Genomic DNA, 17,648 nt, shown 5'->3' on the forward strand with positions numbered 1-17,648 from the left:
AATATATGATGAAAAACTGACAAAATTCAACTTGTATCGGCCATCAATCGCGCATGTTCCTGCAAGGCGTAGCGGTCCGTCATGCCCGAGATATAGTCCGACACCGCCCGCGCGAGCGCCGTTTTGTCGCCCCCCGTGGCGTGGCGGCGCCATTCCGGGGGCAGCAGGTCGGGTTGCCCCATGAACAACGGGAACAGATCTTCGACCACCTGGGTGACCTCGGCGCGTTTTTCCATGACGCTTGGGGCGCGGTACATATTGGTGAACAGGAATGCGCGGATGTCTTGCAGGTCCGCCCAAAGGCGGTCGGAAAACCGGATCACGGGGCGACCGAGATGGCGGATATCCTCGACCGATTGCGCCCCGCTTGTGGCCAGCAAATCGCCCGAGGTTGCGACCACATCGCTGACCATCTGCCCAAAGACCCGGCGCAAGGCTTCGTGGCGGCGTCGCATGGGGTCGAGGGTCCCATATTGCGCATCCACCTCGGCGTAGGCCGTGCCAATCATTGGCAGGTGCAGGATATCATCCTCATCAAACAGGCCAGCCCGCAGCCCGTCATGCAGATCGTGGTTGTTATAGGCGATATCGTCGGACAAGGCCGCCACCTGCGCCTCGGCACTGGCATGGGTGTCCAGTTCCAGATCATACAGCGCGTTATATTCGGCCAGCGCAAAAGGCAGTTCACCGGTGACGGGGCCATTGTGTTTGGCGATGCCCTCAAGGCATTCCCACGTCAGGTTCAGCCCGTCAAAGTCGGCATAGTGACACTCAAGCTGTGTGACGATCTTGATGGCCTGGGCGTTGTGGTCAAAGCCGCCATAGGGGGTCATCAACGCCTGCAACGCATCCTCGCCGGTGTGCCCGAACGGCGGGTGGCCCAGATCGTGGGCCAGTGCGATGGCTTCGGTCAGGCAATCGTGCAGCCCCAACGCCCCTGCAATCGTGCGCGCCACCTGCGCCACCTCGATCGAGTGGGTCAGGCGCGTGCGATAATAATCGCCCTCATGTTCGACAAAGACCTGCGTCTTGTGCTTGAGCCGCCGGAAGGCCGAGGCATGAATGATCCTGTCCCGGTCGCGCTGAAAACACGAGCGAAAGGGCAACTCTGTCTCCGGCACACGCCGTCCCCGGGCACGCGCAGGATCAGAGGCAAAGGGCGCAGTCATGTTGCTGATCCTTGTCGCCTGTTCCAATGATCCATATATTGCACGTGCAGCGCGATTGAAACCGCCGCACCTGCAATCAGTGATCGGAGCCGACAGATGCAATTGCCCCCCACCGTCACATCCCGTGCGTTTGAACGATTGGCTGAAATCGGGGCCGCAGATCAGGGTCAGGCCCTGCGCATCGCGGTTGAGGGGGGCGGATGTTCCGGCTTTCAGTACGAGATTGCGCTGGATCAGCCCAAAGAGGATGATCTGATCCTCGAAGGCTCCGGCCAGAAGGTCGTGGTGGACGCGATCAGCCTACCCTTCCTGTCCAACGCCACTATCGACTTTTCCGAAGAGCTGATCGGCGCGCGTTTTGTAATCGAAAACCCCAACGCGACCAGTTCATGTGGCTGTGGCACATCCTTTTCGATGTAACGCCTCAGGCGGGCACGGCCCGCGCGAATTGTTCAAAGAAGGCGGCAAAATGGGGCGAGGACGCCTCGCTGATCCGCAATGTGGCTCCTGCATCCGGGTCCAGCATGTCATATAGGCCCGCCTGCATCTGACCCCAATCGGCACTTCGTGCATCCGCGAAACTCAGCAGTGCGGCCGACATCGGGCGCAGCGCCCCTGCCGCCGGAACCGGGCGTTGAAACAAGGTCCGCCCTCCGGGCACGGCGCGGGCCATCTGGTCCTGACCCGCCGTGGCGCAGGCCCAGTTGGCCACCAGATATTCGTGATAATCATCTGACAGCGGCGCATCGCCGTCTTGCCTGACGTCAAACCCATCAACGGTCTGGCGCACCGCCGCTTCCCATACCGGGTTTGCGGCCTGGCCAGCCTGACGCATGGCCACACAGACTTCGGCCAGCAAATCCATGTTCTGATCCAGATGCGCAAGAATGCCCGCATATTCCAGGCTGACCAGCGCCCGGGCATCAAGGCCAGGGTCCTTGCGCCCGTATTCGGACAGATAGAACACGATATGGGTCAACTCATAGGCCGCCTTTTTGTTGGGCAGTGCAAAGGTGGCCGGGCGATTGATAAAGGCGTGCAGACGCTCATCCAGCGCCGGATCGGCCGCCGCCGTGCGCACGCCGCGCCGCGCCAGCAGGCGGCGCGCTTCGGCGCGTTGCAGATCGCTCAGCTCGGCTTCGGGCAGGCCCTGTTTGGCCACCCACCCACACAGCCGTTCCATCTGCGCGCCGGCAACGCCAAGGTCTTCGAGGTCGAGACCAATAGACAACAGGAAGCGGTAATATTGAGGAAAGAATTGCAGCCGCTCGCTCAGACTGGCGTAAAAGGCCAGATGCGGGGTCAGCGCCTCTGGGGACACGCGCGTGCCGGTGCATTCCAGAATATTGAGCAGTTCGGCGTTCTCTTTCAGCCAGAACACATCATCCTGAATACGGCGATGGCGCGCGAACCCGTCGATAAGGGCATCAGTTCGCTCGGCCAGACGCTGGCGGCGCGGCGGGACGTTGAGGGCAATGACATTTGACATGTAGGTTGTCCTTTTCTTTGCAATATTGCGTCCCGCCGCGGCAGCGACGTTTACGAGCCCGACGAGAAGAGACCGGTCACCGCACCGTCCGTTACAGTGCCCGTGACAGGGGCCGAGCCGGAGGAAAACATCTCGGTCGCATCCCCAGCACTGGCATCCGACGTGGTCGGGGCGGAGCCGGACGAGAACATGTGCGTCGCATCACCCGTCGTCGCATCCGAAGCGGTCGGCGCAGACCCGGAGGAGAACATTTCAGTGGCATCCCCCGCCGTGGCATCGCTGGCCATGGGGGCCGAACCGGACGAGAACATGTGCACGGCGTCGCCCGCGGCAGTGTGCGCCGTTGTCGCCGTCGAGCCGGAAGAGAACATCTCGACCGCATCCCCTGAGCTGGCGTCGCTGGCCATCGGCGCAGACCCCGAAGAGAACATCGAGATCGCATCCCCCATCAGCACATCACTCGCCGTGGGCGCAGAACCGGAGGAAAACATTTCAGTCGCATCGCCGCAGTGCAGGCCGTCGATTTCAGTGATAATGGTGGAGAAAGAAACTTTACGTTGAGCAGTCATGTTGAGGTCCTTTTCATCTCTTGGTTGTGACCCTTCAACCATTGCTCGTTAAAAGTGTGTTGCGAAACACAAATTCGCCTTAGGCGTGTTTTACCGCAGCTTATCCACATTAAGATCGCCTCGGAAGTTGCTGAGGTCAGGCCGGATGTTGCCAGCCGACTGGGGGCAAAAAAAATTTGCCCACAGCCCCGATTTCTCATGGATCTAGAACGGCTCGACCAGAATCAGCCTCAAGGCACCCCGAATCAGATCCTTGAAAAAGCGTTCACAGACCGCGCGGCGCAGCCTGCTTGCGATCCCCGAACGGATCGGTCACATCTGGATTATCAGGCAGCGGAGGCTCTCCATGAAAATCGCGACGTTCAACATCAACGGGATCAAAGCGCGTGCCGAGGCGCTGCCGCGCTGGCTCGATGCGGCACAGCCCGACGTGGTGCTGATGCAGGAGATCAAATCCGTAGACGAAAATTTCCCCCGAGAGTTGTTCGAAGACCGGGGATATAACGTCGAAACCCATGGGCAAAAGTCGTTCAACGGGGTCGGCATTCTGTCCAAACTGCCGCTGGAAGACATGAGCCGCGGCCTGCCCGGCGATGAGAGCGACGAACAGGCCCGCTATATAGAGGCCACGGTGATGGGTGAAAGCCAAGCGGTCCGCCTGTGCGGTCTCTACCTGCCCAACGGCAATCCGGCACCGGGGCCAAAATACGACTACAAACTGGCCTGGATGGAGCGGTTGCGCCTGCGCGCGCTGGAATTGCTGGCCGAAGAAACACCGTTTCTGATGGCGGGCGATTACAACATCATCCCGCAAGCCGAAGATGCCAAACGGCCCGACGCCTGGCGCGAGGACGCATTGTTCCGGCTGGAGAGCCGCACCGCCTATCGTCGCCTGATCAACCTCGGGCTGACCGAAGCCTTTCGCGCACGCAGCCTCGGGCCGGGTCACTATTCATTCTGGGACTATCAGGCGGGCGCTTGGAACCGCGATGACGGCATCCGTATCGACCATTTCCTGATGTCCCCTGCTTGCGCGGACATGATGACCGACTGCCAGATCGACAAACAGGTCCGCGCCGAGGAAAAACCCTCCGATCACGTGCCGGTCTGGATTGATCTGGCGGCCTAAGCCTCCAGTTCAGCGTCCCAATAGAGGAAATCCATCCAGCTTTCGTGCAGGTGGTTGGGCGGGAACTTGCGGCCCATATTGCGCAACTCTTCGGCGGCGGGCTGGCGGGGTGGCTTGCGCAGCCCCATGCCGGTGCGATGCAGCGGTTTGGACCCTTTGCGCAAGTTGCAGGGCGAACAGGCCGCCACCACGTTTTGCCAGCTTGTCACGCCCCCGCTGGCGCGCGGCACCACATGGTCAAAGGTCAGATCGCCCCGCGCCCCGCAATACTGGCAGCGAAATTCGTCCCTCAGAAATAAATTAAAGCGCGTGAAGGCCACGCGCTTTTGAGGTTTGACATAGTCTTTGAGGACGACAACCGACGGTATCCTGATTTCGGTACTCGGGCTTCGCACCACTTCATCATATTCGGCGACGATATCCACCCTGTCGAGCCAGGCCGCCTTGATCGCCTCCTGCCAGGGCCATAGCGACAGCGGGTAGTAACTGAGCGGTCGATAATCCGCATTCAGCACCAGCGCCGGGTGATGCCTGAGCGCGCCAGAACTGCGCACAAAATCTGTTCTGAAATCGCCGTCCATCTCGCGTGACTCCATCCTTGCCCGGTCCGCCAAAACTGACACCAGAGCGGGGAGCCGCCCCAGCCTTATATCGCGACTATATCTTGTGGAAACCGATCTGCAAGAGCGCAGTCCACCACGACATGTCGCATGTTGGATAGGGCGCTTGCGTAACAGGCAAGTGACGCATGACCTCTGGCGGCCTGGGCCAAGAAAAAGCGCCGCATGTATCAAAGGTAAGGAATACACCACTCGCCTGCGACGCCATCACGGCGCAAGATAGGCGCAATTCAAGGTGGATGCCCTTTCGACGTCATTATCGTCAATGTGATCGATCCACCGCCGCCACAGATCTGGAGCCCACACATGTCATTGCCTGCCTCTGCCAAGCGCACGGCCCGCCTGTTCAAACGCTTGCACGCCGCACGCCCCATGCCGGACAAGCGGGGTGCGGCCCGCACCAAGTTTGTCCATGACAGAACACATGCAGTGACCCTGTGGTATGATCCAGCCAATGCGATCCGGTCCAATTTCGGCACCATGACCGCCTACCGCGCGATCACCACGGGGGGTGATTTGCTGTGGCATGTGGTGTTTGAAAACGGGGCGTCGGTCTATCACGCCCAATGCGATGATCCCTATGTTGCGATGACCCAAGCCTCCGAAGCGCAGTGCGCGCAGCGCCAGTTGATGGATCAGTGGCACTCGGTTCAGGCCATCGCCCGTGATTTGCTGGCGGGCCGGCAGGCGTTTGACGTCACCCTTGAGGATGCACGCCACGCCCCCATGTGCCCGCTTGGGTTTCGCGCAGTGATGACCTCGGCCGGGCTGTTCGGGCTGAAACGGATATCGGGCAAGACGGCAGCGCGGTTGATGCGCGCCGAACCGCAGATCGGTTTTGTGATCTATGCGGTGTGGAAACGGACGCAGGTATCGCAAGAGGGCAGCACCCGCCGTGTTCCCTTCGGAGCAGTCTGCTAACGCGGTCGCGGATTTATTCGACCGGGCGCGCCGTCATGTCGGCCACGCTGGTCCAGCCTTGTGTCCCACAGGACCGCCAGTCGGTCCCCGGCCCCCTCGTTGCGGTCGAAAACTGGTCCTGATTGTGCGAAAACCGTGCGATATCGTGCAGCATCATCGACAGGCAGAACGGCGTGATCTGGGTCAACCCGGACCGGTTGCCCAGCACCACCTGCACCGGGTGCCCCGACCCGTCCGACAGGTTCAGCGTCACCGAGAACCAGCGCATGCCGACATCGTTGCTCACCCCTTCAAGGTTGGCCACCATCACGTTGTGCAGCACGTGCGAGGACATGGCCCGCACCGCATCCCAGTTGTCGGCCATCAGCACATAGGCATCAACATCCAGCAGGCTTTGCGGCGCTGCGGCAAAGTTCCACCCGCCTGTTGCCGCATCAAGTTGCAGCATGTTGGGCAGGATCAGCGGCGATTGCACCCCTTCCAGCAGCAACACGAATTGGCGCTCAAGCGTGGTTTCCAGCGGCACCATGGGGGTGGCGGGCGTTTCGGGTGTCGTCTGTTCCTGGGTGGTGTCCTGGGCGGATACGGGCGTGCCCATCCAGTGCGGACCCGCCGTCGCACCAAGCCCTGCCAACGCCAGAACCCACGCCACCTTGCGCAAGTTTGCCATCCTCACAGCCCCAGCTTGTCACGCATAAAGGCGAGCGCAACGCTCAAGCCGTCCTGCGCGATCCCGTGTGCGGTGCCTTCCATGACGTGGGCATAGACATCCTTCCACCCCGCCTCTTGCAGGGCCTCGGCTGCCTGGGGCAGTGATTGGGGCGGCACCACATCGTCCTGATCGCCGTGCACCAGCAGGATCGGCGGGCGGCTCACCACCTCATCGGCCAGCACCTCGGGATTCAGCAGGCGGCCTGAAAAGGCCACGATCCCCGCCACCGGGTCTTCGCGGCGCGGAGCCACATGCAGTGACATCATCGTGCCTTGGGAAAAGCCGAACAGCACGACCTGTTCGGGCAGCACATCCTCGTCCACCATCAGCGCGTCCAGAAATGCGTTCAGGTCTTCGCTGGCCGCATTCAACCCGCGCTCGGCCTCTTCCTCGCTGCTGCCGTCAATCCACGGGATCGGAAACCACTGATACCCACCCGCATAGCCCGGAATCTGTTCGGGCGCGTCGGGGGCCACAAAAAGCGTGTCGGGCAGATGATCTTTCAGCGGCTCGGCTAGCCCGAGCAGATCGGCCCCGTTGGCCCCGTAGCCATGCAGAAATACGACGATCGAGCGCAGATCGCCCGATTGCGGTTCGACCCGCCCTGCTTGCAACACCCGTGTCATGCGATCCCTTCCCGGCCCTTGGCCACCCGGTAATAGGTAAAGAACAGGCGCGCGGCAACCGCCCGCCACGGGCTCCAGTCGGCGGCCATGGCGCGCAAGGCCTTTTCGGTGGGGCGTGCGGGCAAATCATAGATCAGGCGCGCGGCCTCTTGCAGGGCCAGATCACCCGGTGCGAACACATCCGCGCGCCCGAGGGCGAACATCGCATAGATCTCCGCCGTCCAGACCCCGATCCCCTTCACGGCTGTGAGGGTCTTAATAACGTCAGCATCGGGTGCTGCGCGCAGGGCGTCATAATCAATGCCCGCCCCGGCCAGCGCCAGCGCATAGGCGATCTTTTGGCGGCTGAGGCCCGCAGCGCGCAAACCATCCTCTCCGGCAGCGATCACCGGGGCCGGAGACGTCAGCCCGCCCGCCTCAAGCCGCGCCCAGATCGCCGCCGCGGATGCGGTGCTGACCTGCTGTCCGATGATCGCATTGAAGAGTGCCGCAAACCCGTCCGGGCGACGACGCAGCGGCAGCGGGCCTGCGATCTTGATCGCGCGGGCAAGGGCCGGGTCATAGGCTGCCAGCCACGCCGCCCCTTCGGCCACATCCGCCTCTGTTTCGATGATGCGTCCGCTCATAAGGTCTTGAGCCAATCGGCCATCTGTTCGGCACTGCGCAACCGTGGCCCGGACGGCAATCCGGGTGGGCGCAACATCACCACCGGCAAGCCCAGATCACGGGCCGCGCGCACCTTGGGAAAGGCATCCGGTCCCCCGATATTGCGGGCCAGAACCACGTCAATCTCAAGACGTTTCAGCAGATCAGCCTCGCCCGCCGCATCCAGAGGGGCAGGCCCAAACACGAATTCGCAATTGCCAAAGCCTGTCGGCTCGCGGTGCGTGTTCAGTTGACGCAGGAACACACGGCCCGGATGACGGGCAAGTTCGCTGAGGCTGCCGCGTCCGGTGGCGGCAAACACCCGCACACCGGACGGCAAGGCGGCGACGGCCTGTTCGATGGTGTTGACCTGTTGCCAGTTGTCCCCCACCCCCGGCACCCACAGATCGCGGCCCACTCGGGCATATGCGGCCTGCGGAACAGCCGCCAGTGCGCCAATCCGCGTGAACACATCAAAGGCGTGGCTTACATCCAGAATGGCGCGGGTGTCGGCAGGCACGGTGGCATGTTCAGGCAGCCCAAGCGGCACCGCTTCGCCCTCGCGCCCCCACACCACACAGGCCCGCGCATCCGCCGCCTTCAGCCACGCAACCGCGTCGTGCACCTCGCGGGCACCGGGCAGAACAGCGATCAACGGGGATGTGGTCATGGCCCCACCCTAGTGCCATCCCTGCCCTGCGCAACCGTTTGTGCGCCCCTGCGGGACACAGGGCGCTTGCCGCGCACAGGCAACGGGTCTAGTCAGTGCTTATGACCCAAGTTGATGATACCCGCGCCAGGCGCAATGTAGCCGTGCTGGTGGCCGCGCAAGCCTTTCTGGGCAGCCAGATCACCATGATGTTTGTTGTTGCCGGACTGGCGGGTCAGCAGCTTTCACCCATTGCCTGTCTGGCCACCTTGCCGATCTCGCTGATCGTGTTCGGGTCCATGACGACCGCACCGTGGTTGTCGAACGTGATGCAACAGTTCGGGCGCAAGACCGGGTTCATACTGGGTGCCCTTGGTGGGCTTGTGGGGGCTGCTATCGGGGTATGGGCGCTGAGCATCGGCAGCTTCTGGTTGTTCCTTGTGGGCAGCTACATGACGGGTATCTATATGTCGGCGCAAGGGTTTTACCGCTTTGCCGCTGCCGACACCGCGTCGGACGCGTTCCGGCCCAAGGCGATTTCATACGTGATGGCGGGGGGCTTGCTGTCGGCGATCATCGGCCCCCAGGTTGTCGCTTACGTCACCGCGGGGGCCGTCGATGCCACGGTGTCGCGCTATATCCCGATCTACTGGGTCGCGATGGGGTTCAACCTGATGGGCATGGCGCTGTTCCTGCTGCTCGATATCCCCAAGCCACCACCGCCTTCGGCCACGGATGGCCCCGGACGCAGCCGCGCCGAATTGCTCGCCAGCCCGCGCATCGCCGTCGCGGTGATCTGTGCGGCGGTGTCCTACGCGCTGATGAACCTTGTGATGACCTCGACACCGCTGGCGGTTGTGGGTTGCGGGTTCACTGAGCCGGACGCAGCCAATGTGGTCACGGTCCACGTACTTGCGATGTTCGCGCCGTCCTTTTTCACGGGTCACCTGATCACCCGGTTCGGGGTCGAGCGGATCATGGGCCTTGGCCTCGCGATCCTTGGCGGGGCCGGAGTCGTGGCACTGAACGGGGTCGAGTTGAGCAACTTTTACGTGGCACTGTTCCTGCTTGGCCTTGGCTGGAATTTCGGGTTCATCGGAGCCACCACCATGCTCGCCGGTGCCCACACCCCGCAAGAGCGGGGCCGGATGCAAGGCATGAACGACCTGATCGTCTTTGGAGGCGTGACTGTGGCCTCGCTGGCCTCGGGCGGGTTGATGAACTGCATCGGGGGCGACCCGGTCGAGGGCTGGGCGGCGGTCAACATCGCTATGGTCCCCTTCCTCGTGCTGGCGGGGGCCTCGATCATCTGGCTGGTGATGCGCCAGCGCGCCGCCACAGCCTAGAGCATCAAGCGCCCGGTTGTGGCGCTCACCGCCAGGCGCAGCGGCGTGAGGGGCACAGGCAGCGTCCCCTCACTCACGACTTGTGGAGTGCCGATCACCTGATCCAGCACTTTGGCAGCGCCGATTGCAGGCCATAAGGCCGGACGCGCGGCCTTGGGCAGGTGAGGCCGAGTGATCCGTGCTCTGGCCCGTTTGGCGAGCGCAATCAGCCCCTTATACGTCCCGTCCAGCAGCGGAATACGGCCCGCCGCAGCCAAGGCGGGGACGGCCCGCAGAAACGCCGCCATACCGGCCGCAAAGGCCAGATCACGCACGTCACTCTCTGCCTCTGCTGGCGCGCCGAGGGCGGCGCTGGCCGTCCACATCAGATGCCCCGCAGTCTGGTCGATATAGGCGTCCAAGTGCGCCTCGTCCTCGAACGGCTCGCGGTAGATATCCCATCGGCGCGCGGCCACGCTTTCATCCAGCATCTTGGCCTGCGCAGGCGTGAGGATCTGCGCCAGAGGCGTCGTCACCTCGTGTTTGCGCACCGCTGATGCTGCCGCGATCTCTTCCAGCGCATCGCGCCACCATTGCAGGCGCATTTCGGCAATCATCGCCTCTTGGGTGACCCAGGGCGCACGCGAGATTTCCACGTTCATTGCATAGATCGGGAACAGCACCGCACGGGCCGTGACCGGGGCCGCCATAACAGTGCGAAACCGGTCCGGATCGCCCTGTTCGACGATGCGCGCGCAGGCGATTGTATCGGGGCCAAGGCTCACGCGGGCGCACCACAGGTGCGCCTTGCGGCCCCCCTCATGCCACCCCGTCCTGCACCAGTTTCCAGCGGATCGCGTCCAGAAGTGCTTCGAAGCTTGCATCCACTATGTTGGCGGACACGCCCACCGTGGACCAGCGCCGCCCCTGCCCGTCCTCGCTGTCGATGATGACGCGGGTGACGGCTTCGGTGCCGCCCTGGGTGATGCGCACCTTGAAATCGACAAGCCTTATGTCCTCGACATTGGACTGATAGCGGCCCAGATCCTTGGCCAGGGCCTTGAACAGCGCATTGACGGGGCCGCGATCGGTGCCCTGTTCGTCCATGGACTCGCTGACCGACAGCATCTTTTTGCCATCGACCTTCACCACCACAACGGCCTCGGAGAGCGACACCATACGATTACGTTTGTTCTTGCGCCGCTCAATGGTGACGCGGTAGCGCTTGACCTCGAAGAATTCCGGCATCAACCCCAAGGCATCCCGCGCCAGCAGCTCGAACGAGGCCTGAGCGGTGTCATAGCTGTACCCGTCCGCCTCGCGCGTCTTGATCCGGTCGAGGATCACCGACAGCGCCGGGTCCTTTGGCGCAACCTCAAGCCCCATATCGCCAAGCCGTTTGCGCAGATTGGACTGGCCCGCCTGATTGGACATGGGGATGACGCGTGCATTGCCGACAAGGCTGGGGTCGATATGTTCGTATGTGGTCGGATCCTTGAGGATCGCGCTGGCATGCAGCCCCGCCTTGTGCGCAAAGGCCGAGCCCCCCACGAAGGCCGCCTGTTTCTGCGGCACCCGGTTCAGGATATCATCGAGCATGCGCGAGGTTTTGGTCAGCCCTTTGAGGGCCTCAAGGCTCACCCCCGTCTCGAACTGGCTCGCATAGGGTTCTTTCAGCAACAGGATCGGGATCAGCGCCGTCAGGTTGGCATTGCCGCAGCGCTCACCAAGGCCGTTGAGGGTCCCTTGAATCTGGCGCGCACCTGCATCCACGGCCGCTAGCGACCCGGCCACCGCGCTTTCGGTGTCATTATGGGTGTGGATGCCAAGACGGTCGCCGGAAATGCCCGACGCGATGACCGCTTTGGTGATCCGGTGGATGTCATGGGGCAACGTGCCGCCATTGGTGTCACACAGCGCAATCCAGCGCGCGCCCGCATCATGGGCAGCATGGATCGCCTGTAACGCATAGTCGGGATTGGAGGCGTAGCCATCAAAGAAGTGTTCAGCGTCAAACACCGCCTCGCGCTCCTGTGCCACCACATGGGCAAAGGACTGGGCAATGTTGGCGGTATTTTCGTCCAGCGAGATGCCGAGAGCGGTTTTGACGTGAAAGTCATGTGTTTTGCCCACAAGGCAGACGCCCGGCGTGCCTGCGTTGAGTACGGCGGCCAGCACATCATCATTCTCCGCACTGATGCCAGCGCGCTTGGTCATGCCAAAGGCGGTGAAGGTCGCGCGGGTTTTCGGAGGGGCCTCGAAAAACGCGCTGTCGGTGGGGTTCGCCCCGGGCCAGCCGCCTTCGATATAGTCTACACCGAGGGTGTCGAGGGCGGTGGCGATCTGGAGCTTGTCCGAGGTGGAGAACTGGACCCCTTGGGTTTGTTGCCCATCGCGCAGGGTGGTGTCGAAGAGGGAAAGGCGTTCGCGGGTCATGGCATCACCAACATATCGGCGCACCACAGGTACGCCTTACATACACGCGGTAAGGCGCACGTGTCGTGCGCCACGAGCAGCATAGGTTTGTTCATGTCAGCTCCTCCAGTCGCACCGGATCAAAGCCGGGGCCGGGCAGCAACTCAACACCCGCCTTGCTCATCCGCACCTCAACCCCTGCGGCAGTCAATCGGGCCTTCATCGCATCGACCGGGGCAAAGTCTTTGCTTTGCATCGCGGCATCCCGCGCCGCGCTCAGTGCCGCCGTCCACTCCGACAAGTCCGCGTGCGACGCTTCCACCCACGCCCCCATATGGGTATCCAACAGCCCGATCATATGCCCCGTGGCCTTTAAGGCCCCCGCGTTATTCTCAGAGGCCAGCCGGTGCATCCGCATGATCACCTCGGACACATTCAGATCATCAGACAGCGCCTCCGCCGCCTGCTCTTGTGTCAGGTCCAGATCGATCCCATCCGTCATCGCCCGCCACTTGCGCAACGTCGCCTCTGCCTCCGCCCGCTTCTTCTCGGTCCAGTCCATCGGCTTGCGGTAATGCGTGCTCAGCATCACAAACCGGATCACCTCCCCCGGCACGCCCTGATCCAGGAGATCCCGCACGGTAAAGAAATTGCCCAGGGACTTGGACATCTTCTTGCCCTCGACCTGCAACATCTCATTGTGCAGCCACACATTGGCGAACCTGTGACCCGCACATTTGCTCTGCGCGATCTCGTTTTCGTGGTGGGGAAATTGCAGATCATTGCCACCGCCGTGAATGTCGAATTGGTCGCCGAGCAACTCATAGGCCATGGCCGAACACTCGATATGCCAGCCCGGTCGACCCCGCCCCCATGGGCTGTCCCATCCGGGCAAGTCATCGCTTGAGGGTTTCCACAGGACAAAGTCCATCGGGTCTTCTTTATAAGGTGCCACCTCGACCCGCGCGCCCGCGATCATGTCGTCGACCGACCGGCCCGACAGCGCGCCATAAGCCTCGTAGGCGCGCACCCGAAACAGCACGTGGCCCTCGCGCGCATAGGCGAAATCATCCGCGATCAGCCCTTCAATCATGGCGATCATCTGCGCGATATACTGGGTCGCGCGGGGTTCGTGATCAGGGCGCAAAGCCCCAAGCGCATCCATATCCGCGTGATACCACGCGATGGTCTCGTCCGTGCGCTCGGCCGCCAAATCCTCAAGTGATCCGCGCGCCCCGGCCTCGCGTCGGGCCAAAGCAGTCGCGTTGATCTTGTCATCCACATCCGTGAAATTGCGCACATAGGTCACAGCATCTGTCCCATAAACATGGCGCAGCAACCGGTTGAGCACATCAAAGACCAGCACCGGGCGCGCATTGCCCAGATGGGCGCGGTCATACACCGTAGGGCCACACAGATACATGCGCACATTCGCAGGATCGATTGGCACAAACGGCGCTTTGGCGCGTGTGGCGGTGTTGTAAAGAGTGATGGACATAAAGGCGGTCTCGCGCAGATGGGTTGGCGCGGGCCTATCAAGTCTCAGATGCTATGAAAACAGTGAACCGGCCCGCTGAGGTGCTCAGCAGATAATGCAGCAGGAAATGCAAATCATCCGGGTCATGGGCATAGGCGTAACGCGCGACACGACTTGGGGTCAAGGCTTGTTTCAAGGCTCGGTTCGCGCCACTCTGTGCCCATGAGCCGCGAAACCGTCGATGCGATCTGTGCTGCGCTGCCCGGCGCGCACTGGGCCAGCCACCACGAGGGTGGGCTGGACGCTTGGAAAGTGGGGGACAAAATGTTCGCCTGCATCGGGATGGCAAATGATGGGGTATCGGTGAAATGCGCGGATGTGGACAGCGCGCAGTTTCTGATCGAAATCGGGGCAGCGACCAAGGCGAAATACTTTCACCGTTCGTGGGTGCGCATCCCCTTTGACGGCAAGGACGCAAACGAAATGCGGGACCGGATCCTGACATCCTACAGCATTGTCCGCGCCAGCCTGCCCAAAAAGCTGCAAGCCACCCTCGGCCCTGTGCAGCTGCCCGACTGAGCACACCAGTTTCTTTTGACCAGAAATACCGCGGGGGAGGCGCAGCCGGGGGCAGAGCCCCCTCGATAATGAAACAGCACGCCCCGCACGTCGCCTGCATATTGACAAACCATCCCCCCTCTGCCCCCTTGGACCAAACCTCAAAGCCTCCGAGACGCGCATGACCATCCACACCCCCATGTCCAAGCGGATCACCACTCTCACCGGAGGCGGCTCCGACGGGTGGGACGTCTTTATCAAGGCGCGCAAGATGATTGCGGCAGGCACGCCCGTGACAGAGTTGACCATCGGCGAACACGACATCCGCACCGCTGCACCCATCCTGCAGGACATGCACCGCGCAGCCATGGACGGGCACACAGGATACGCCATGGTACCGGGCACCGACGCCTTGCGCGATACCGTCGCGCGGCGCACGCAAGAGCGCACAGGCGTGCCCACCACCCGCGACAATGTGCTGATCACGCCGGGCGGACAATCCGCGCTTTTTGCAGCCCACGCCGCAACCTGCGATCCCGGGGACACCGCACTGTATCTCGATCCCTACTATGCAACCTATCCTGGCACATTGCGCGGGGTGTCTGCCATCCCGCACGCGATCAAGACGCGGGCCGAGGACGCGTTTCAGCCCCGCGCCAGCGACATCGATACCGCCGCACGCGCCGTCAAGAACGCCAAAAGCCTGCTGATCAACTCGCCCAACAATCCAACAGGCACCGTCTATTCCCAAAGCACGATGGAGGGGATCGCCCAAGCCTGCCAGAGCCACGGGTTGTGGCTGATCTCGGACGAGGTCTATGACACGCAAATCTGGGAGGGGACGCATATAAGCCCACGCGCCCTGCCCGACATGGCCGGGCGCACGCTGGTTGTGGGCTCCATGTCCAAAAGCCACGCAATGACCGGCTCACGCTGCGGCTGGCTGATCGCACCACCCGAGGTGATCGACCACCTGATCACCTTTGCCACGCACACGACCTACGGGGTGCCGGGGTTTATTCAGGACGCAAGCGCCTATGCGCTCTCACAAGGGTCCGCGTTTGAGGCCGAGATTGCAGCCCCCTTCAAACGGCGGCGCGCATTGGCGCGCAACGTACTGGCACAGCAGAACACTGTGGGGCTGATCCCGGCGCAGGGGGCGATGTACCTGATGCTCGACATCCGCGCGACCGGGCTCAGCGGGGACGCGTTCGCCAATGCCCTGCTCGACACGCATCATATCGCCGTCATGCCCGGTGAAAGTTTCGGAGAGTCCGCCGCAGGCCATGTACGGGTTGCGATGACAATTGAGGACGAAGCCTTTGAGACGGCCTTGAAAACCCTCTGCCATTTCGCCGAAACGCGGGCCTGAGGCGCACCACAGGTACGCCTTACGGCAAGCAGCGTAAGGCGGAGGTGTCCTCCGCCCTGCCCCGTCCTAACGCGCCGGCAAATGGATGTTGAACCGCGCCCGCACGGCGGCATCCAGCCCCGGATCAAGCGCGGCGGCGGGTTTGGCCGCCAAGATCTCCTCCTTGCGTGCGGCGGCACGGGCCAGCAGGTCGGGCTTTCCCAGTTCCACCCACTCCTTGGGAGAGGTGCGATCGCCAAAGGCGGGATAGACCATGTCCGACTGCATCCGGTTCAGCGTCTGCTCGGTGCCCAGATAATGACCGGGACCGTTCATGCACACATCCGCAATCTGATCGAGGGCGAGCGTTTCATCCGTCACCTCGATGCCCCGCACGCAGCGCAAGGCCTGTCCAATCACATCATCCGCCAAAATCAACGACTCGTGGCAAAACCCCAGCAAGGAGGCATGCATGCCCGCCGCCTCATAGACCATGTTCACTCCCGATAGTCCCGCAGTGAGGTTGGAACACATCTGTTCCCACCCGGCCTGCATGTTGGGCAGTTTGGAATCCGACGCGCCCCCGGCGGACCCGCCGGGCAGATCGTAAAACCGGTGCATCTGACCACAGCCCGCCGTCAGCAAGGCTTGCTCACCCGACCCGATGGACATGGCCCCTGTGCGCAGATCAAGGCCAAAGGGCCATGTACCAAAGATCGCAGGCGCACCGGGTTTGACGGCGTTGACATAGACAAGGCCCGCCAGACACTCCGCCGTGGCCTGTACAATCGCGCCTGCGATGGTCGAAGGGGCGGTCGCCCCGGCCATGCCTGCGGATAACAGCAACACGGGCATGCCATGTTTGATGCACTCCTCCATCACAAGGCAGCTTTCAGGGGCGAATTTCATCGGGGGCACGACAAAGCAGTTCGAATTGGACACGAAGGGGCGCTCGCGCCACTTGTCCTCACCACCCGCAATCATGTGCAGCATCTCCATCGCGGGGGCGACGAATTCGGGCTCGGAAAAGCTGGTGCCCACATGTTTGGTGGTGCCCGACACGCAGGCAAAGATCGAGTTGTACTCCATCTCGCACGTGTCGGGGATGTCGCGGCAGATCATCGGGCGTTGCAGGAAATGGATGTTGTCGAGCGTGTCGGCAATGCGGGCCGCATCGTGCAGATCCTGCACGCCACACTCGCGATAGTTTTCACCGTCCACTTCGACAAGGTTCACTGCGGCGCCGGCGGTGCCATAATGGACGCGGGCCCCCGACAGATGCAAATCATGCGCCGGATCGCGGCCATGCAGGGTCAATGTGCGGTTGGCCCGCGCCAAGGTGTCTTCGACCAGCGCGCGGGGAAAACGGATACGGCCATCCGCGCCCTGCACGGCCCCGGCGGCGGTGAGGTATGCCACCCCGCTTGGCGGCGCATCCGCAAGGCCGATGGTTTCAAGCGCATCAAGTGCTGCGACATGGATGCGCTGGACTTCGGCCTCGGTCAGGGGGTTATAGCGCCCCCCTTCCATACCCGCGCGAATGGGGCGCAGATGGTCAGCCAAAGGGGCAGCACGGGCTGCACGACGGGCGGCACGGCCACCTGTACGCAAGGGGGTCTGTTCGTTCATGTTCGGGGGGTGTCCATTTGTCTGGGCGTCAATTGAAAGGCAATGGGTCAACCAGATAAGGGGCGCCCCCGGGCCGCACGGCCACGCTCGGCTCCGATGGTCCGCGCCACCAGCGCGATCTTGCTGCGACATCCTTGCATGACAAGCCTCCCTGCTCATCACCAGATCAATGGACCAACACCGGCTCGCGGTTGTGTCCGGGTCCTCGGGCCAGCCTAATGCACCGGTTTGCGCCAATCTGTCCTGTTTGCGACGCCCGACAGGCGGCCCCTTGCGCAGCACATAGCGGGAATGTGCAAGGGACCGCCCACTGCCACGGCACCAACAACACGAGGGGTGAAACTGACGTTATTTCCCCCCAATT

At 62.5% G+C, this 17,648-nt stretch carries 18 protein-coding genes; 6 read left to right on the top strand and 12 right to left on the bottom strand.

Translation table 11 applies throughout. The features are described 5' to 3' along the window. Positions 1-26: 26 nt before the first annotated feature. Positions 27-1,169, bottom strand: a complete 1,143-nt coding sequence (locus Q0859_RS05395) for a deoxyguanosinetriphosphate triphosphohydrolase (protein WP_299148352.1) — start codon at positions 1,167-1,169, stop codon at positions 27-29. Positions 1,170-1,265: 96 nt separating this feature from the next. On the opposite strand from Q0859_RS05395, the gene Q0859_RS05400 reads away from it, so the two are divergent. After that, positions 1,266-1,589, top strand: coding sequence for an iron-sulfur cluster assembly accessory protein (locus Q0859_RS05400; RefSeq protein WP_299148354.1), 324 nt, complete (start codon positions 1,266-1,268; stop codon positions 1,587-1,589). Between the two features lie 4 nt (positions 1,590-1,593). Here the strand turns inward: Q0859_RS05400 and Q0859_RS05405 are convergent, their stop codons facing one another. Then, positions 1,594-2,658 carry a hypothetical protein gene (locus tag Q0859_RS05405; RefSeq protein ID WP_299148356.1) on the bottom strand — a complete coding sequence of 355 codons (1,065 nt, stop codon included), beginning with the start codon at positions 2,656-2,658 and terminating at the stop codon, positions 1,594-1,596. Between the two features lie 50 nt (positions 2,659-2,708). Next, positions 2,709-3,227 carry a DUF6749 domain-containing protein gene (locus Q0859_RS05410; protein WP_299148358.1) on the bottom strand — a complete coding sequence of 173 codons (519 nt, stop codon included), beginning with the start codon at positions 3,225-3,227 and terminating at the stop codon, positions 2,709-2,711. Positions 3,228-3,573: 346 nt separating this feature from the next. Between Q0859_RS05410 and xth the strand changes: the two genes are divergently transcribed. Further along, positions 3,574-4,356, top strand: coding sequence for an exodeoxyribonuclease III (xth, locus tag Q0859_RS05415; RefSeq protein WP_299148359.1), 783 nt, complete (start codon positions 3,574-3,576; stop codon positions 4,354-4,356). Here the strand turns inward: xth and Q0859_RS05420 are convergent. After that, on the bottom strand, positions 4,353-4,937 hold the full coding sequence (locus Q0859_RS05420) for an HNH endonuclease (RefSeq protein ID WP_299148932.1): 585 nt from the start codon (positions 4,935-4,937) through the stop codon (positions 4,353-4,355). The genes xth and Q0859_RS05420 overlap by 4 nt on opposite strands. A gap of 345 nt (positions 4,938-5,282) precedes the next feature. On the opposite strand from Q0859_RS05420, the gene Q0859_RS05425 reads away from it, so the two are divergent. Next, positions 5,283-5,897, top strand: a complete 615-nt coding sequence (locus Q0859_RS05425; protein WP_299148361.1) for a hypothetical protein — start codon at positions 5,283-5,285, stop codon at positions 5,895-5,897. A gap of 13 nt (positions 5,898-5,910) precedes the next feature. Here Q0859_RS05425 and Q0859_RS05430 read toward each other — a convergent pair whose 3' ends face one another. Genes Q0859_RS05430 through Q0859_RS05445 form a run of 4 tightly spaced genes read right to left on the bottom strand, consistent with a single transcriptional unit; the run spans position 5,911 to position 8,550 of the window. Next, positions 5,911-6,567, bottom strand: a complete 657-nt coding sequence (locus tag Q0859_RS05430) for a hypothetical protein (RefSeq protein WP_299148363.1) — start codon at positions 6,565-6,567, stop codon at positions 5,911-5,913. A 2-nt stretch (positions 6,568-6,569) separates the two neighbouring features. After that, the gene (locus Q0859_RS05435; RefSeq protein WP_299148365.1) at positions 6,570-7,235 is read right to left on the bottom strand and encodes an alpha/beta fold hydrolase; all 666 of its coding nucleotides are present in this window, start codon (positions 7,233-7,235) and stop codon (positions 6,570-6,572) included. After that, positions 7,232-7,861 carry a DNA-3-methyladenine glycosylase 2 family protein gene (locus tag Q0859_RS05440; protein WP_299148367.1) on the bottom strand — a complete coding sequence of 210 codons (630 nt, stop codon included), beginning with the start codon at positions 7,859-7,861 and terminating at the stop codon, positions 7,232-7,234. Before Q0859_RS05440 ends, Q0859_RS05435 begins: the two co-directional genes overlap by 4 nt. Next, positions 7,858-8,550, bottom strand: a complete 693-nt coding sequence (locus Q0859_RS05445) for a precorrin-6A/cobalt-precorrin-6A reductase (protein WP_299148370.1) — start codon at positions 8,548-8,550, stop codon at positions 7,858-7,860. Before Q0859_RS05445 ends, Q0859_RS05440 begins: the two co-directional genes overlap by 4 nt. Positions 8,551-8,651: 101 nt before the next feature. On the opposite strand from Q0859_RS05445, the gene Q0859_RS05450 reads away from it, so the two are divergent. Then, entirely contained in the window at positions 8,652-9,875 is a 1,224-nt protein-coding gene (locus Q0859_RS05450) for an MFS transporter (RefSeq protein ID WP_299148373.1), read from the top strand. On the opposite strand, the gene Q0859_RS05455 is transcribed toward Q0859_RS05450, so the two are convergent. From Q0859_RS05455 to cysS, 3 genes are all read right to left on the bottom strand, one after another. Then, positions 9,872-10,639, bottom strand: coding sequence for a squalene/phytoene synthase family protein (locus tag Q0859_RS05455; protein ID WP_299148376.1), 768 nt, complete (start codon positions 10,637-10,639; stop codon positions 9,872-9,874). The two genes, Q0859_RS05450 and Q0859_RS05455, sit on opposite strands and share 4 nt — an antisense overlap. Positions 10,640-10,673: 34 nt before the next feature. Then, complete coding sequence (gene cimA / locus Q0859_RS05460; protein WP_299148934.1) at positions 10,674-12,290, bottom strand: citramalate synthase; 1,617 nt, start codon at positions 12,288-12,290, stop codon at positions 10,674-10,676. Positions 12,291-12,381: 91 nt separating this feature from the next. Then, positions 12,382-13,767 carry a cysteine--tRNA ligase gene (gene cysS, locus Q0859_RS05465; protein WP_299148379.1) on the bottom strand — a complete coding sequence of 462 codons (1,386 nt, stop codon included), beginning with the start codon at positions 13,765-13,767 and terminating at the stop codon, positions 12,382-12,384. Between the two features lie 201 nt (positions 13,768-13,968). Here cysS and Q0859_RS05470 point away from each other — a divergent pair, with 201 nt between their 5' ends. Continuing rightward, positions 13,969-14,325: an MmcQ/YjbR family DNA-binding protein gene (locus Q0859_RS05470; protein WP_299148381.1), complete on the top strand. Its 357-nt coding sequence runs from the start codon at positions 13,969-13,971 to the stop codon at positions 14,323-14,325. A 160-nt stretch (positions 14,326-14,485) separates the two neighbouring features. Next, entirely contained in the window at positions 14,486-15,676 is a 1,191-nt protein-coding gene (locus Q0859_RS05475) for a pyridoxal phosphate-dependent aminotransferase (protein WP_299148383.1), read from the top strand. Between the two features lie 66 nt (positions 15,677-15,742). On the opposite strand, the gene Q0859_RS05480 is transcribed toward Q0859_RS05475, so the two are convergent. Beyond that, positions 15,743-17,284: a trimethylamine methyltransferase family protein gene (locus Q0859_RS05480; RefSeq protein ID WP_299148386.1), complete on the bottom strand. Its 1,542-nt coding sequence runs from the start codon at positions 17,282-17,284 to the stop codon at positions 15,743-15,745. Positions 17,285-17,648: the final 364 nt, after the last annotated feature.

Origin of the sequence: uncultured Tateyamaria sp. (genome assembly GCF_947497045.1) — a bacterium.
Taxonomy (GTDB): Bacteria; Pseudomonadota; Alphaproteobacteria; order Rhodobacterales; family Rhodobacteraceae; genus Tateyamaria.

What these genes read in the sequence shown, in the direction of transcription:
- Q0859_RS05395 (WP_299148352.1), bottom strand. Translation starts at nt 1,169, where the DNA reads ATGACTGCGCCCTTTGCCTCTGATCCTGCGCGTGCCCGGGGACGGCGT.
- Q0859_RS05425 (WP_299148361.1), top strand. Translation starts at nt 5,283, where the DNA reads ATGTCATTGCCTGCCTCTGCCAAGCGCACGGCCCGCCTGTTCAAACGC.
- Q0859_RS05435 (WP_299148365.1), bottom strand. Translation starts at nt 7,235, where the DNA reads ATGACACGGGTGTTGCAAGCAGGGCGGGTCGAACCGCAATCGGGCGAT.
- xth (WP_299148359.1), top strand. Translation starts at nt 3,574, where the DNA reads ATGAAAATCGCGACGTTCAACATCAACGGGATCAAAGCGCGTGCCGAG.
- Q0859_RS05405 (WP_299148356.1), bottom strand. Translation starts at nt 2,658, where the DNA reads ATGTCAAATGTCATTGCCCTCAACGTCCCGCCGCGCCGCCAGCGTCTG.
- Q0859_RS05475 (WP_299148383.1), top strand. Translation starts at nt 14,486, where the DNA reads ATGACCATCCACACCCCCATGTCCAAGCGGATCACCACTCTCACCGGA.
- Q0859_RS05420 (WP_299148932.1), bottom strand. Translation starts at nt 4,937, where the DNA reads ATGGACGGCGATTTCAGAACAGATTTTGTGCGCAGTTCTGGCGCGCTC.
- Q0859_RS05470 (WP_299148381.1), top strand. Translation starts at nt 13,969, where the DNA reads ATGAGCCGCGAAACCGTCGATGCGATCTGTGCTGCGCTGCCCGGCGCG.
- cimA (WP_299148934.1), bottom strand. Translation starts at nt 12,290, where the DNA reads ATGACCCGCGAACGCCTTTCCCTCTTCGACACCACCCTGCGCGATGGG.
- Q0859_RS05430 (WP_299148363.1), bottom strand. Translation starts at nt 6,567, where the DNA reads ATGGCAAACTTGCGCAAGGTGGCGTGGGTTCTGGCGTTGGCAGGGCTT.
- cysS (WP_299148379.1), bottom strand. Translation starts at nt 13,767, where the DNA reads ATGTCCATCACTCTTTACAACACCGCCACACGCGCCAAAGCGCCGTTT.
- Q0859_RS05440 (WP_299148367.1), bottom strand. Translation starts at nt 7,861, where the DNA reads ATGAGCGGACGCATCATCGAAACAGAGGCGGATGTGGCCGAAGGGGCG.
- Q0859_RS05410 (WP_299148358.1), bottom strand. Translation starts at nt 3,227, where the DNA reads ATGACTGCTCAACGTAAAGTTTCTTTCTCCACCATTATCACTGAAATC.
- Q0859_RS05400 (WP_299148354.1), top strand. Translation starts at nt 1,266, where the DNA reads ATGCAATTGCCCCCCACCGTCACATCCCGTGCGTTTGAACGATTGGCT.
- Q0859_RS05445 (WP_299148370.1), bottom strand. Translation starts at nt 8,550, where the DNA reads ATGACCACATCCCCGTTGATCGCTGTTCTGCCCGGTGCCCGCGAGGTG.
- Q0859_RS05480 (WP_299148386.1), bottom strand. Translation starts at nt 17,284, where the DNA reads ATGAACGAACAGACCCCCTTGCGTACAGGTGGCCGTGCCGCCCGTCGT.
- Q0859_RS05450 (WP_299148373.1), top strand. Translation starts at nt 8,652, where the DNA reads ATGACCCAAGTTGATGATACCCGCGCCAGGCGCAATGTAGCCGTGCTG.